This window comes from Paenibacillus chartarius (assembly GCF_042432825.1).
Lineage (GTDB): Bacteria > Bacillota > Bacilli > Paenibacillales > NBRC-103111 > Gordoniibacillus > Gordoniibacillus chartarius.
This window is the reverse complement of record NZ_JBHLWN010000014.1, coordinates 51,382-63,963: the sequence shown is the minus strand read 5'-3', so window position 1 is coordinate 63,963 and position 12,582 is coordinate 51,382. Positions and strand designations below refer to the sequence as shown.

Below are 12,582 nucleotides of genomic sequence, written 5' to 3'. Positions count from 1 at the left end.
GTTGTAATAGGTATAGTATAATACGCCGCGAGCTGCTTTTCATTATTCCGCGGTCCCCTGATGACAGCTATCCGGACTTACGCGCAACGCAAAAAAAATCCTTAAGCTCGCGGCCGCGTCGGTTCCGCCGGCTTAAGGATTTTTCCGTAGGTTATTGGTGATTAGCCCGATTGCGCAGGAACTCTTTGCCGTATTCCCCGTGCGGGTGAATGTTGGCATGCTCCATTTGGATGGTGGAATGGGTGATGCCGTACTTTTCCTGAAGCGTTTCGTTAATCGCCAGGATGATGCAGAACGGCTGGATGTCCGGATCGACGAACACGTGCGCGGTCAGCGAGTAGTGGTCCGTAGAGATCGCCCAAAGGTGCATTTCGTGTACGTCCTCCACGCCTTCCACCTCGGCAAGCGATGCGCGGATTTCCTCCAGATCGAACTTCTCCGGAACGGATTCCATAAGAATGAAATATGATTCCCGAATGATTTTGTAGCCGCCGGAAGATAAAATGATGCCGATGACGAGCGAAATGATGGGGTCAAACCAGGTCAACCCTGTAAATAAAATCAATACGGCCGAAACGATAACCCCGATTGAGGAAATCAAGTCGCCGATAAAATGCCACAGCGCACTCTGGATGTTCAGGTTCTCTTCCTCTTCCATGGAGCGGTGCAGCACGATCGTTAAGACGATATTGACGACCAGTCCGATCGAGGCGATCGTCAGCATCGTGTAGAAATCGATTTCCTGGGGATTCAAAAATCGCTTCACGGCTTCGATGAAGATGCCGGCGGCAATGACGATAAGCGCCAGTCCGTTCAGGAACGATGCAATAATCTCAAAGCGCAGGTATCCGAACGTAAACCGGGGATTCGGAGGTCTTCGCGCCAAGTATACGGCCAGCATGCTCAGTCCGAGCGCCAGCACGTCCGATATCATATGAGCCGAATCCGACAGCAGCGCAAGCGAACCCGAGACGAGTCCTCCGATCACTTCGACAATCGTGAAGAACAGCGTTAAGAAGAGAGTAATCCATAACGTTCGCTGCGATTTGCTTTGTTCCTTGACGTGTTCAAGATGGTGATAATCGTATTCCGGTGCACTCATGTCCGATTCCTCCTCCGGAATGCGCCCATATGGGCGACGCATCCTTGCTGGCATTATACGCTAGAACGCTTGTTCCTGCAACGATTTCCGGCAAGCAAGTTTGCAGCAAAAGCGTTCCTTAGGCCGGCTATGAATAATCCTTGTTAGGATACTCGAACATATTGATTATCTGAGGCATAAAATAGACTCCTTAAGAAATATGCCGGCAGCTAATGCGAGTAACTTGGATGAGGTTGATCGAGTGGAGTGGACCTATTATTCGAAGGGAAGGCAATCATCATGCCGGAAGAGATACATTTCCGCAGTGAGGTAATGGTCTAGACAAGTCCACTGCGTAGACCAATAAAAAATCGGCAGCCTGCCAGCTGCCGATCTTATTTGCAGTGTGCTCTTGTGCTTGATGTTACGCCATAACCGGCTGCTGCTGTTGTTGTTGCGCCGCTGCAGGAGACGGCACCGGAATGCCAGGGCTGTGCTCCATCGGACGCTCGGCAAGTACCGGCACCGGGAACCCTGCCGGAGGCGGCTCGACGGACAGCATGCCGCCGCTGCGGTCCGGAGAAGGGCCGCTGAAGATCTCCCCGATCCGTGTAGGGTCCAAGCGGAAATTGAACTGCACGTTGTTCCAGCCGCGCTCCAAATATTTACGGCATTCCGGGTATTGGTTCAAATCGTATTGGGGTACCGGCAGCACTTTGCCCCAATTGACGCCGAGCGTTTCCAGCGCTTTCGCGTACGCGTTCTGGTGCGCATTGTCGCGTACCATCAAGAAGGCCAGCGTTTCGCGCAGCGTCTTGTTGGAGCTCATCTCGTAAATCCTTGACTTCTGCAGCGTGCCTGTCGCCTCCAGGACGAGGTTGTCCAACAAATTGCTGACGAGATTGCCGTGATCATACACCCACGAGCCGTTCCACGGGTTGCCGGCGGAATCGACCGGAAGCGAGCTTTGGGCCCCGATGATGTAATGGTACGTGATACCGTCGCCGGTGGCGTTCTTCAAGGCCGCATCGCCGGAGGCTCCGTCCTGCTTCGGGGTCCCCGAGCCGTCCAGCAGCTGGTTGATCGTCGTTTGCACCAGCTCGACGTGAGAAATCTCTTCCAGGAAAATGCCGCGGATCAAATCGCGGTATTGGGTCGCCGGACCGCGGAAGTTGGCGCTCTGGAACGAGAACTGCATCATCGTTCTCATTTCGCCGAAATGGCCTCCCAAAATTTCTTGCAGCGCTTTGGCTGCGGCCGGATCCGGCTCATCCGGAACGATCTCGTTAATCAGCTGTTCTGTATAAAAAAACATGCCATCAACCTCCAAAGAATATGCTGCTTTCGCAGGTTAGATTACCCTGGCGGATGTCCGGCTATGCCGATACGACGAGAACGATTCCGGAAATAAACGGTATCCAAACAGGAAAAAGGTGGGTTTGATTGGTCTCATTTATTTGCCGGACCCGAATGAGGAGACGACCACCCCAATGAACGCAATCTCTTGAAAAATTTGGCGAATGATAGATCAGCCGATTGGGAGCGGGCCTGCTGCACGAGCAGTGGTCCGTCTTTTTCATTTTGGCTCTAGCAGATATTTATCATTGACGGAGCGCAGCAAGCACATTAAACTATGGTTAATTAGAGGCGCTTCGTGGGCACGCAGACAGTTAGGTGCTTGAAACAGAGGACTTTAGACCTAATTTGGCACTTTCCCGCGCGAAAGCGGTAACACACTAGAATTTGAAAGGGGTACATATTCTTGAAAAACAAAGCTCTGCTTTCCCTCGCTTTATCCGCCGTTATGCTCGGCGTCGTCGGCTGCGGCCAGAAGGATGCCGCACAGCCGAACACAGCAGGCTCGACGGCTCCCGCACCTGCCGCCGGCGGCAAAACGTATTCCGTCGCGATCTCGCAGATCGTCGAACACCCGTCGCTTGATGCGACCCGTCAAGGCTTCCTTGCGGCGCTCAAGGACGCGGGAATTGTCGAAGGCCAAAACCTGAAGCTGGACTACAACAACGCACAAGGCGATCAGGCGAACAACTTGTCGATCGCTCAGAAGATCGCGTCCAAGAATCAGGATCTCGTACTGGCTATTGCGACGCCGTCCGCGCTGGCGGTCGCCCAGCAGGTGAAGAGCGCGCCGGTTCTGTTTGCCGCCGTTACCGATCCGGTCGCTGCAAAGATCGTACCGAATCTCGATAAGCCGGGCGGCAACATCTCCGGCGCCGCGGATACGAACCCGGAAGCGATCACTCAGCTCATGAGCTTCATTACAACGAATTTCAAGAACGTGAAGAACGTCGGCATCGTGATCAATCAGGGCGAGCCGAACGCGGTCATTATGGCCGACAAGGCCGAGAAGGAGCTGGCTAAGGCCGGCGTGAAGCTGGTCAAGGCTCCGGTTACGAATACGTCGGAAGTGAAGCAGGCGGCGGAATCGCTCGTCGGCCGAGTCGATGCATTCTATATTACGCTCGACAACATGGTCGTGAGCGGCGTCGATACGATCATTCAGACGGCGCAGAAGAATAAGATTCCGTTGTTCTCCAGCGACCGTGAAACCGTCGAGAAGGGCGCTTTCGCAACCGTCGGCTTCAAATACTACGATCACGGCTACCAAGTCGGTCAAATGGCGGTTGACGTTTTGAAGAACGGCAAGAAACCGGCGGATATGAAAGTCACCCTGCCGGAGAACCTCGATTTGATCCTGAACCTGAAAGCGGCGGCGGCGCAAGGCGTCACGGTTACCGATGAAATGAAAAACGCGGTGAAGGACAAAACAACGAACATTATTCAATAATTCCAGCTTGAACCGGGGTGGACGCGCCTAACGTTCACCCTTCTTTTATTCGTAAAGGAGTGAAATTGATATGTTGGAATCCATGACCGGCGCCGTCGAGCTCGGTCTGCTGTATGCGCTGATGGCGCTGGGCGTTTATATTACGTATCGCATTCTTGATTTTCCGGATTTGACGGTGGACGGCAGCTTTGCGACAGGCGGGGCGGTCGCGGCCATACTCATTACACACGGCGCATCTCCATGGCTGGCTACGCTGGCGGCTCTTGCGAGCGGTCTTGCCGCCGGTGCGCTGACCGGCCTCTTGCATACAAAGGGGAAAATCAACGGTCTCCTGTCCGGTATTCTCATGATGATTGCCTTGTATTCGATCAATATGCGCATCATGGGCGGTAAACCAAACATTTCACTGCTCGGCACCGGGACGATATTCAACCCGGAGACAACCTTGCTCATGATGCTGATCGTCGTAGTCGTTGTGAAATTGCTGCTCGATGCATTTTTCGCTACCGATCTGGGTCTTGCGCTCAGGGCGACCGGTGACAACTCTCGAATGATCCGCTCGTTCGGCGCCAATACGGACACGACGAAGATTATCGGCGTCAGCTTATCGAACGGTCTTGTCGCCTTATCCGGAGGGCTGATCGCCCAGCAGTCGGGCTTTGCCGACATCTCGATGGGTATCGGCATGATCGTTATCGGACTTGCTTCCGTTATTATCGGCGAAGCGATCTTCGGCGGCGGCTCGATATTCCGGGCGACGCTCGCGGCCGTGCTCGGCTCGATCGTGTACCGGATGATTTATGCGATCGCGCTCCGGGTCGAATGGCTCAGCGCATCCGATCTGAAGCTGATTACCGCGCTGATCGTTATTGTAGTGCTTGTGCTGCCTTCGGTGCGCAGAACCGTCGGCCAGAAGAAGGCCGCGCGCAAGCGCGTCATCGAGCTGACCGCCGCGCCTTCCCAAGGAGGTGGACGTTAATGCTGGAGCTGAATCAAGTATCGAAGCTGTTTAACCCCGGCACGCCCGACGAGAAGATCGCTCTGACGAACATTCAGCTGAAGCTGAATCCGGGAGATTTCGTCACGGTCATCGGCAGCAACGGCGCCGGCAAATCGACGCTGATGAATATAATCTCCGGCGTAATGAAGCCGGATTTCGGCGATGTGCGGATCGACGGCAAGCAGATTCAGGCGCTGCCGGAACACGAACGCAGCCGCTGGATCGGCCGGGTGTTTCAGGACCCGATGGCCGGAACCGCGCCAAACATGTCGATTGAGGAAAATTTGGCGATGGCCTATGCCCGCGGCAAACCGCGGGGCCTCAGCTTCGGCGTAACGTCGGCCAAGCGAACCTTGTTCCGCGAGCAGCTGAAGCGGCTCGGCATCGGCCTCGAGAACCGGCTGCGCGCCAAGGTCGGCCTGCTGTCCGGCGGCGAGCGCCAGGCGCTCAGCCTGCTGATGGCGACCTTCACCAAGCCCAGCATCCTGCTGCTTGACGAGCATACGGCGGCGCTCGACCCGGCTCGAGCGGAGCTGATTACCCGCTTGACGGACGACATCGTGCGCGAGCTGAACTTGACGACGCTCATGGTCACGCACAACATGGAGCAGGCGATCCGTCTCGGCAACCGGCTGATCATGATGGATAAGGGGCGTATCATTCTCGACATTCCTCAGGAGCGCAAGCGCGATCTGACGGTCGAGCAGCTGCTCGGCGAGTTTGCGCGAATCAGCGGCCAGCAGCTGGCGGACGACCGGATTGTGTTAGGTTAATTAGGCAAAAATAAAAAGGCTGTCACACCAAGCAGAGGAGATCTGCTGGAAGTGACAGCCTTTTGTTCATATGCAGCTCATTGACGAAATTGATTGGTGTACATATAATTGTTATAGCAATTAATTTGAAGGGAGCTACACGATGCATTTTGAAGAGTCGCTCGGATTTCAAATCAATCATGCGGGGCGCCGATTGTCGCAGCTGCTAACGAACCGCTTCCAGCCGTTCGAGATTACGACCGAGCAGTGGACGGTGCTGAACAGGCTGGCGGAGAAGGATGGAATCAGCCAAAAGGAGCTGGCACAGAAAGCGGAGAAGGATCCCACAAATTTGACCCGTATCCTCGATCAGCTGGAGCGCAAAGGTCTCGTTGTACGGCAGCCGAATGCATCCGACCGGCGTTCCTACCTTACGTTGATTACCGATAAAGGCAGAGCGCTCAATGAGCAGCTGATCCCGATCGAGCAAGAGACGATGCGCAGCGTCATGTCCGGATTGGCGGACGAGCAGCTTGCTCAATTGCGAATCATGCTCCGCCACATCACCGAAAAAGCAAACGACAGCATAAGAGAGATGGAGGAAGCACCTTGAATACGACGATGGAGAAGTTATGGAACCGGCATTTCGTTGCTGTTTGTCTCAGCAGCTTTTTTTTGTTTATGACGTTCTACATATTGGCGGTAACTTTGCCGATATTCGTTACGGATGAACTGCACGCACCGCAGAACCGGATCGGTCTGGTGATGACCGTCTTTGTCATCGCAGCCGTCATTTTCCGGCCGTTAGCGGGAAAATGGCTCGATGAGAGAGACCGCAAGCGGATCTTGCTGTATTCGATGGTCTTGTTTCTGCTTTGTACATGCGCCTACCTGATTGTTGGACAATTTTACGGCCTGCTCGTGCTCCGTTTTATCCACGGCATCGGCTTCGGTGTCGCGGCAACGGCGACGGGAGCCATCGCGGTAGAGCTCGTGCCCGCTTCCCGCAAGGGGGAAGGGGTCGGCTTCTTCAGCTTGTTTATGAGTCTCGCTATGGTTGTCGGGCCGTTCCTTGGCTTGACGATGCTGCAGTATTTTGATTTCAACGTGTTGTTCGGCTTATGTGCGGCGCTGTCCCTGCTATCCGTCGTTTGCGTATGCGTAATGCGCTTGCCGGAGCGGATGCCTCGCAAGGAAGAGCCCGCTAAGGGCTGGCGCAAGTTCGCCGAGCCTGCTGCCGTTCCGGTTTCGCTCGCAGGAAGCCTGCTCGCCTTCTCGTACGGGGCGATCACTACATTTTTATCCGTATATGCGAAAGAACTTGGGATGTCGGCCTATGCCAGCTTCTTCTTTATGGTGTTTGCGGCGATGATCGTCGTCTCCCGGCCGTTCACCGGCAAGCTGTACGACCGCCGCGGGCCGCATGTGCTCGTGTATCCGGGCTTCGTCTTGTTCGTGGGCGGGATGATTGTACTCAGCTTGGCAGGTACGCCGGCCGTACTGCTCGCGGCAGGCGGCATTCTCGGCCTTGGATTCGGCGCGCTGCTGCCCAGCTTCCAGACGATGGCGATCGAAGCGTCGCCGCCGCACAGGAGAGGGCTTGCGACAGCGACGTATTTCATGCTGTTCGACACGGGCTACGGAATCGGATCGGCGCTGCTTGGCGTCGTGGCCGCCCACAGCGGCTACAGAACGATGTACGGTACGGCCGGATTGGCGGTTGCGTGCGCAGCGGTATTGTACTATGCGCTTCCGCATCGTATGATGAATCGCAGGAGACGGCAACAGCTTGTATGAAGGAAAGGTGTGACGGAACGGGAGAATGGGGACGATACTGCTTAACGATTGGAGGCCGCTGCTCGAAGATCAGTTCGAGGAGCCGTATTATGTGCGCTTGCGGGAGTTTTTGAAGGAGGAGTACCGGACACGGCAAATTTATCCGGGGATGCACGATATTTTTAATGCGCTGCACTTGACCCCGTACGATAGCGTGAAAGCTGTCATTCTGGGCCAGGACCCTTATCACGGAGCGGGTCAGGCGCACGGGCTGAGCTTCTCGGTGAAGCCGGGCGTCGATGTGCCGCCGTCCCTGCAAAACATGTACAAGGAGCTGCAAAGCGATCTCGGTGTGGAACCGGCGCGGCATGGGCATTTGGTCAGTTGGGCGGAGCAGGGCGTGCTGCTCCTGAATGCGGTGCTGACCGTGCGCGAGGGGGAGCCGAATTCGCATAAAGGCCAAGGCTGGGAACGATTCACGGACCGCATCATCGGTTTGCTGAGCGAAAGGGAACGGCCGATCGTCTTCCTGCTGTGGGGAGCCAACGCCCAGGCGAAGGCGGGGCTAATCGACGGCACGCGCCACCACATCATTCGCTCGCCGCATCCGAGCCCGCTGTCCGCACACCGAGGCTTCTTCGGATCGCGCCCGTTCTCGCGGACGAATGCGTTCCTGCGCAGCATCGGAAGCGAGCCGATCGACTGGAGGCTGCCTGAGAGGTAGCAGCGCTTTCAAATTTGTTACACAAATGAAATAATTCTGTTATACAATCCTAACGAACGCTGTGTATTATAATAACCAAGACCCCCTTTTAATATAAACACCTTAGGACCACCGCCCCGAAGGCGATGGTCCACTTTTTTTGTTTGGGGAAGGAGGGGGAGCCGTTGACCAAAAAAACAACGGTATTACTTGTTATCGTCGTTGTTTTACTTGTTGTAGGGTTATTAACTTTTCGCGGTCCAAAGCCATTATACGGTAACGACAAAGAGTCCATCGTGAAAGTCATTCGCTCCCTTAAAGGATATGAAGATAAATGGATCGAGGTTGTCGATTATAAAGATGTTGATGACGGAAGAATGGTCGGATTTTTATCTAACCAAAGTCCCGGCTACATACACTTTCAGAAAAACGAGGATGGAAACTATTTGTGGCGACATATGGAAGTGGCGGATGGCAAAAGATTCGGTGTCTTCACCGCGGAGCTGCCTATGTTCATCATTGTTACGAATCATAAAAGTAAAGTGGCGAGAATGCAGTTAAGTGTAAATGGACAAATCGTAGAGCAAGATTTTACGCCTGATCAAGCGAGCGTTACCTGGGTCGAGTTTCCGAAATCTGAGAATAACGAATATACGTTCCGAAACTATTCCTATTACGATCAAGATGGAAATATCATGAATGAATAGTAAGAATGAGAAGCATCTTCCTCACGGCAAAATCCCCTGAAGGGCGAGGCTTTCGGCGATGCTCGTCCAACCATCCGCAGCGCCATTCCCCTACTTATACCGCTCCTTAATGTGCTTCTACGGCAAGCCGAATAAAAAAATTCCTCGACCGCAGTGCTTGCAGGCGAGGAGGGATTTCGATTTGAGATAGGCTTTTACGACAATTCCTTCTTCATCTCCATCGGCTTACCCGAAAAAAGCTGGGCGATGCGCAGCAACAGAGCCGTCCGTTCCATCCATCCGATGAACCAGATCGGAACGAGCAGCCCGATCAGTGAGGCGAGCACGGCTAGAGGCAGCGCCCACATTGTCACGGGATGCGCAAAGAAAGGGATCAGCGATACGGCCAAGATCGGGGCGGCGTTCCACTTGAAAAATTGGATGAGCAGAATCGTACAGAATGCCGTAAAGAAGAAGGATGCCGCTCCGGGGCTGATAGCGTACATGACGCTTCCGATCGTTACGGAGATGGCGGCTCCCATAATGATTCTCCCGACTTCGCCGATGCGGTCCGCCCGATGCATGAACAAGAAGCTGAATGCGCCGAGCGTCGGATAGAACACCATCTTCAGCGAAGGATACTGGACGGATACCCAGTAAGCCATCATCAGATAACAGCAAACGATCACAGAACGCAAAAACATGAGCTTACCATCCTTTATGTACACGAAAATACGGTCTGGCCAACCGGACCCTACTTATTGTACATAAGGTACAATCCGCAGGTCAAACGAAATTATTTCATTGTCCCGCTTCCGTTCCCATAGAGAGAGAGGGGGGGAGTAACGTATAAAAATGTTGCCAATCTTGGAAGTTTCTCATGTATAATAGCACATGGGAAACCCATCTTGGCCTATTGGAGGAATGGATGTGCACAAAGCGATATGGAGGCCGCTGAGTGTCGGTCGTGTGATCGACCGCGGCTTTCAGTTGTATCGAACTTACTTTGTTAAGCTGATGATGATTGTTTTGATGACGTACGGACCGTTCTACTTGCTCAGCCTGCTGGTGCAAGGAGGCGGCCAGGAAGCGCAGGGCAGTCTGCTCGGTTCGCTGGGTGATACCGATTCCTTGATGGAATGGGTCGAGAGCTTCAACAATCAGAATGCGTCGATGTTCGAGGGCTGGCGCGGAATCGTATATGTACTTGTCATTATTCCAATCGGCGTGTTCTTCTTGTTTCCATTAGCGACGGGAGCCGTCGTAGGGCTGGTTCATCATGCCGTTCACGGCGAGGACATTCCGTCGGCCTGGACGCTCGTGAAACGCTCGCTGAAGCGGATCGGGCTGCTGGCCGGCAGTACGTTTCTGTTTTCGCTGATGTTTATCGCCGTGTATGCTGCGGCGGCCGGCGGGATCATCGGTCTCATGATTGCCGTGTTTGCCGGAGGAGGCTTGGCGGGAGGTGGAGCGGGCTCCAACGTCGCTCTGGGCATCGTGCTGATGCTGCTGTTCTTTTTATTCTTGTTCGCTCTCGTTATCGTGCTGGTATGGCTGGCCGTCCGCTGGGGCTATTTTCTCCCGTTCGTGGCGCTTGGCGAAGAGAAGATCGGGTTTCGGCGCAGCTGGCGGCTGACGAAGCGGAATTTTTGGCGGATGCTGCTGATGTGGATCGTTGTCGGCGGCATTTTGAATGTGATCACGATGGTTTTTCAGCTTCTGATCATCGCTGTGCTTGGCGGGTCGATCTTCGGGTCGCTGCTCGAGGCGATTGTGAGTATGCTGGCTATGCCGATTTACATGCTGCCGTATGTCGTCAGCTTCTACGATTTGCGGGCGCGTAATGAAGGGTACGGGCTGGAGGAGCTGATTCGGCGCACGCTGTCGGCGAATCAGGTACCGCAGGATCCGCAGCAAGACATGCGGACGGAATCGCAGGAGCTGCCTGGATTGCAGCCGGAAGAATGGCGGCCGAAGTATGAGTAGCCCGGGTTCCGAAAGCACTGCTGTACAGGAGGAGCTGGAGCAGCTGGAAAGCATCTTGTCGCGGGAGGAGTATACCGTATATTTGCGGCAAGCGAAAGGGGACGGCTTCGATCTGTTCGAATGGATCGGCCGCCAGCTCAGCAAGCTGTTTCCTACATTTGAATTGCCTCCCGGTACGGGCAAAGCTTTCGAATATGCGGTATATATCGCGCTTCTTGCTATTATCGTCATCGCGATCGTATGGCTGTCCCGCCAGCTTGTGCGGCGGGGCCGCATTCGTGCCTGGGCGGAGCTGCAGGAGGAAGCGGCCGGCCGTTCGCCGCAGCAGTATTTGGAGCTGGCGCAGCAGCTGGCGGCGGACGGCAAGCTTCGCGAAGCGGTGCGCAGCGGCTTTCTCGCCTTGCTGCTCGAGCTGGAGCGCCAGACGCGGCTGAAGATCGAAGGCTGGAAAACGAACTGGGACTATGCGGAGGAGCTGCGCCGCTCCGATGCGGAGGCGGAAGTCCGGTTCCGCGAGGCTGCGGCTTTGTTCGATCGAAGCTGGTACGGCTACGGGGCTGTAACGGCCGGGGAATACGAGGAGCTGTATAAGCTGGTGACCGAGCTGATGCGGAGCGGAGAGGAGGCTCGCCATGCGCAGATGGAATAGAGGGGCGCTCGGGCTGGCGCTCTGCATCGCCGCTTTCATCGGGCTCGCCTTGTGGATGCTGAGGCCTCAGCCCGTCGACCAGCCGGCTTACCTGTCGGTCTCCGCCGATACCGACGGGACGAAGGCGGTCACGGAACTGCTGGAGCGGAGGCGGGAGGGCGGCGTAAAGCGCTGGGAGCGAAGCTGGGATGAGCTGCCGGGCGAAGCGAACCAGACGCTGCTCATCGTCGAGCCCGGTACGGTGTCGGACAAAGAGCGCGGTCAGCTTCGTCAGTGGCTGGAGCGCGGGAACGAGGTGCTGCTGTTCGTTCGCCGCCCGACGGAGTGGCAATCGTTCCTCGGGGACAAGAGCGAATTTGTGCGAATAACGCCGGAAGCCCCTCCTCTTATCGGCCCCCGTGCGCCGGTTGCGCTTAAACGCTTTGGGGAGCAAGGTCAACAGGCAGGCGAGGAGCTGAAGGGCGTCGTCTCCTCCGACCTTCGCCTGCCTTCGGGCAGCGGGGTCGTACCTATGCTGGCGGATGACAAAGGGGTGTTGGCCGGACGGATCGCCGTAGGCCAAGGGGCGCTCGTCATGGTGCTGGAGCCGGACTGGCTGACGAATACCTGGATTGCGAAGCACGACCATTATGCGCTGGTGCGCGACCTGCTGCTGGCCAGCGGCCGAGGATTGTGGATCGACGAGTTCCACCACGGGCTGCGCGCGCAGCCGGGCTTCCTGGCGGTGTATCCCGCCTGGTTTGTCTTGGGCTGCGTGCAGCTGTCGCTGGCGCTGCTGCTGTGGGTGTGGCAGCACGGCAAGCGGCTCGGCCCGGTATACACGCCGCGGGCCTGGGTGCGCCGGCGCGGCGACGAGACGCTGCTCGCCGTCGCCGGCTGGTACGAGCGCCGCCGCTTCGCGGCCGAGGCGCTCGGGCACCAGCGGCAGCAGCTGCGGCTGCTGCTGCAGGAGCGGCTGGGCGTGCGGCCGGAGGCCACGCCCGAAGAGGCGGCCGCCGCCGTGCGCGGCCGCTGGCCGGCGGAGCAGGAGGCGAAGCTGGCCCGCCTGCTCCGCGAGGAGCTTCCGGCGCCGCAAGGCAAGGCGTTCGTGACGCGTTCGCGCGAGATGAGCGAAATGACCGACCGACTGGAGAAGGAGTGAGC

The 12,582-nt window shown here is 56.1% G+C and carries 13 protein-coding genes; 10 read left to right on the top strand and 3 right to left on the bottom strand.

Annotation, left to right across the window (positions count from 1 at the left end):
• Window positions 1-151: 151 nt before the first annotated feature.
• Complete coding sequence (locus ACFFK0_RS02250) at window positions 152-1,102, bottom strand: cation diffusion facilitator family transporter (protein WP_377468238.1); 951 nt, start codon at window positions 1,100-1,102, stop codon at window positions 152-154.
• Window positions 1,103-1,505: 403 nt separating this feature from the next.
• Complete coding sequence (locus ACFFK0_RS02245) at window positions 1,506-2,396, bottom strand: manganese catalase family protein (protein ID WP_377468236.1); 891 nt, start codon at window positions 2,394-2,396, stop codon at window positions 1,506-1,508.
• A 447-nt stretch (window positions 2,397-2,843) separates the two neighbouring features.
• On the opposite strand from ACFFK0_RS02245, the gene ACFFK0_RS02240 reads away from it, so the two are divergent.
• From ACFFK0_RS02240 to ACFFK0_RS02210, 7 genes are all read left to right on the top strand, one after another.
• On the top strand, window positions 2,844-3,887 hold the full coding sequence (locus ACFFK0_RS02240) for an ABC transporter substrate binding protein (RefSeq protein WP_377468234.1): 1,044 nt from the start codon (window positions 2,844-2,846) through the stop codon (window positions 3,885-3,887).
• 70 nt (window positions 3,888-3,957) lie between these two features.
• Entirely contained in the window at window positions 3,958-4,866 is a 909-nt protein-coding gene (locus ACFFK0_RS02235) for an ABC transporter permease (RefSeq protein WP_377468232.1), read from the top strand.
• The gene (locus ACFFK0_RS02230; RefSeq protein ID WP_377468230.1) at window positions 4,866-5,660 is read left to right on the top strand and encodes an ABC transporter ATP-binding protein; all 795 of its coding nucleotides are present in this window, start codon (window positions 4,866-4,868) and stop codon (window positions 5,658-5,660) included. Before ACFFK0_RS02235 ends, ACFFK0_RS02230 begins: the two co-directional genes overlap by 1 nt.
• Before the next feature lie 142 nt (window positions 5,661-5,802).
• Complete coding sequence (locus ACFFK0_RS02225; protein ID WP_377468228.1) at window positions 5,803-6,252, top strand: MarR family winged helix-turn-helix transcriptional regulator; 450 nt, start codon at window positions 5,803-5,805, stop codon at window positions 6,250-6,252.
• Window positions 6,253-6,260: 8 nt separating this feature from the next.
• Complete coding sequence (locus tag ACFFK0_RS02220) at window positions 6,261-7,436, top strand: MFS transporter (protein WP_377468354.1); 1,176 nt, start codon at window positions 6,261-6,263, stop codon at window positions 7,434-7,436.
• Between the two features lie 25 nt (window positions 7,437-7,461).
• Window positions 7,462-8,139: a uracil-DNA glycosylase gene (locus tag ACFFK0_RS02215; RefSeq protein WP_377468226.1), complete on the top strand. Its 678-nt coding sequence runs from the start codon at window positions 7,462-7,464 to the stop codon at window positions 8,137-8,139.
• 164 nt (window positions 8,140-8,303) lie between these two features.
• A complete protein-coding gene (locus ACFFK0_RS02210; protein ID WP_377468224.1) occupies window positions 8,304-8,825 on the top strand; it encodes a hypothetical protein in 522 nt (173 codons plus the stop codon).
• Window positions 8,826-9,019: 194 nt separating this feature from the next.
• On the opposite strand, the gene ACFFK0_RS02205 is transcribed toward ACFFK0_RS02210, so the two are convergent.
• A complete protein-coding gene (locus tag ACFFK0_RS02205) occupies window positions 9,020-9,508 on the bottom strand; it encodes a hypothetical protein (RefSeq protein ID WP_377468222.1) in 489 nt (162 codons plus the stop codon).
• Between the two features lie 226 nt (window positions 9,509-9,734).
• Here ACFFK0_RS02205 and ACFFK0_RS02200 point away from each other — a divergent pair, with 226 nt between their 5' ends.
• The 3 genes from ACFFK0_RS02200 to ACFFK0_RS02190 are packed head-to-tail and all read left to right on the top strand — an operon-like array spanning window position 9,735 to window position 12,580.
• Window positions 9,735-10,790, top strand: coding sequence for a DUF7847 domain-containing protein (locus ACFFK0_RS02200; RefSeq protein WP_377468220.1), 1,056 nt, complete (start codon window positions 9,735-9,737; stop codon window positions 10,788-10,790).
• A complete protein-coding gene (locus ACFFK0_RS02195) occupies window positions 10,783-11,439 on the top strand; it encodes a DUF4129 domain-containing protein (protein ID WP_377468218.1) in 657 nt (218 codons plus the stop codon). The genes ACFFK0_RS02200 and ACFFK0_RS02195 overlap by 8 nt, the downstream gene beginning before the upstream one ends.
• Window positions 11,423-12,580, top strand: a complete 1,158-nt coding sequence (locus tag ACFFK0_RS02190) for a DUF4350 domain-containing protein (RefSeq protein ID WP_377468216.1) — start codon at window positions 11,423-11,425, stop codon at window positions 12,578-12,580. Before ACFFK0_RS02195 ends, ACFFK0_RS02190 begins: the two co-directional genes overlap by 17 nt.
• Window positions 12,581-12,582 lie beyond the last annotated feature (2 nt).

What these genes read in the sequence shown, in the direction of transcription:
- ACFFK0_RS02215 (WP_377468226.1), top strand. Translation starts at nt 7,462, where the DNA reads ATGGGGACGATACTGCTTAACGATTGGAGGCCGCTGCTCGAAGATCAG.
- ACFFK0_RS02190 (WP_377468216.1), top strand. Translation starts at nt 11,423, where the DNA reads ATGCGCAGATGGAATAGAGGGGCGCTCGGGCTGGCGCTCTGCATCGCC.
- ACFFK0_RS02195 (WP_377468218.1), top strand. Translation starts at nt 10,783, where the DNA reads ATGAGTAGCCCGGGTTCCGAAAGCACTGCTGTACAGGAGGAGCTGGAG.
- ACFFK0_RS02245 (WP_377468236.1), bottom strand. Translation starts at nt 2,396, where the DNA reads ATGTTTTTTTATACAGAACAGCTGATTAACGAGATCGTTCCGGATGAG.
- ACFFK0_RS02225 (WP_377468228.1), top strand. Translation starts at nt 5,803, where the DNA reads ATGCATTTTGAAGAGTCGCTCGGATTTCAAATCAATCATGCGGGGCGC.
- ACFFK0_RS02250 (WP_377468238.1), bottom strand. Translation starts at nt 1,102, where the DNA reads ATGAGTGCACCGGAATACGATTATCACCATCTTGAACACGTCAAGGAA.
- ACFFK0_RS02235 (WP_377468232.1), top strand. Translation starts at nt 3,958, where the DNA reads ATGTTGGAATCCATGACCGGCGCCGTCGAGCTCGGTCTGCTGTATGCG.
- ACFFK0_RS02220 (WP_377468354.1), top strand. Translation starts at nt 6,261, where the DNA reads ATGGAGAAGTTATGGAACCGGCATTTCGTTGCTGTTTGTCTCAGCAGC.
- ACFFK0_RS02205 (WP_377468222.1), bottom strand. Translation starts at nt 9,508, where the DNA reads ATGTTTTTGCGTTCTGTGATCGTTTGCTGTTATCTGATGATGGCTTAC.
- ACFFK0_RS02230 (WP_377468230.1), top strand. Translation starts at nt 4,866, where the DNA reads ATGCTGGAGCTGAATCAAGTATCGAAGCTGTTTAACCCCGGCACGCCC.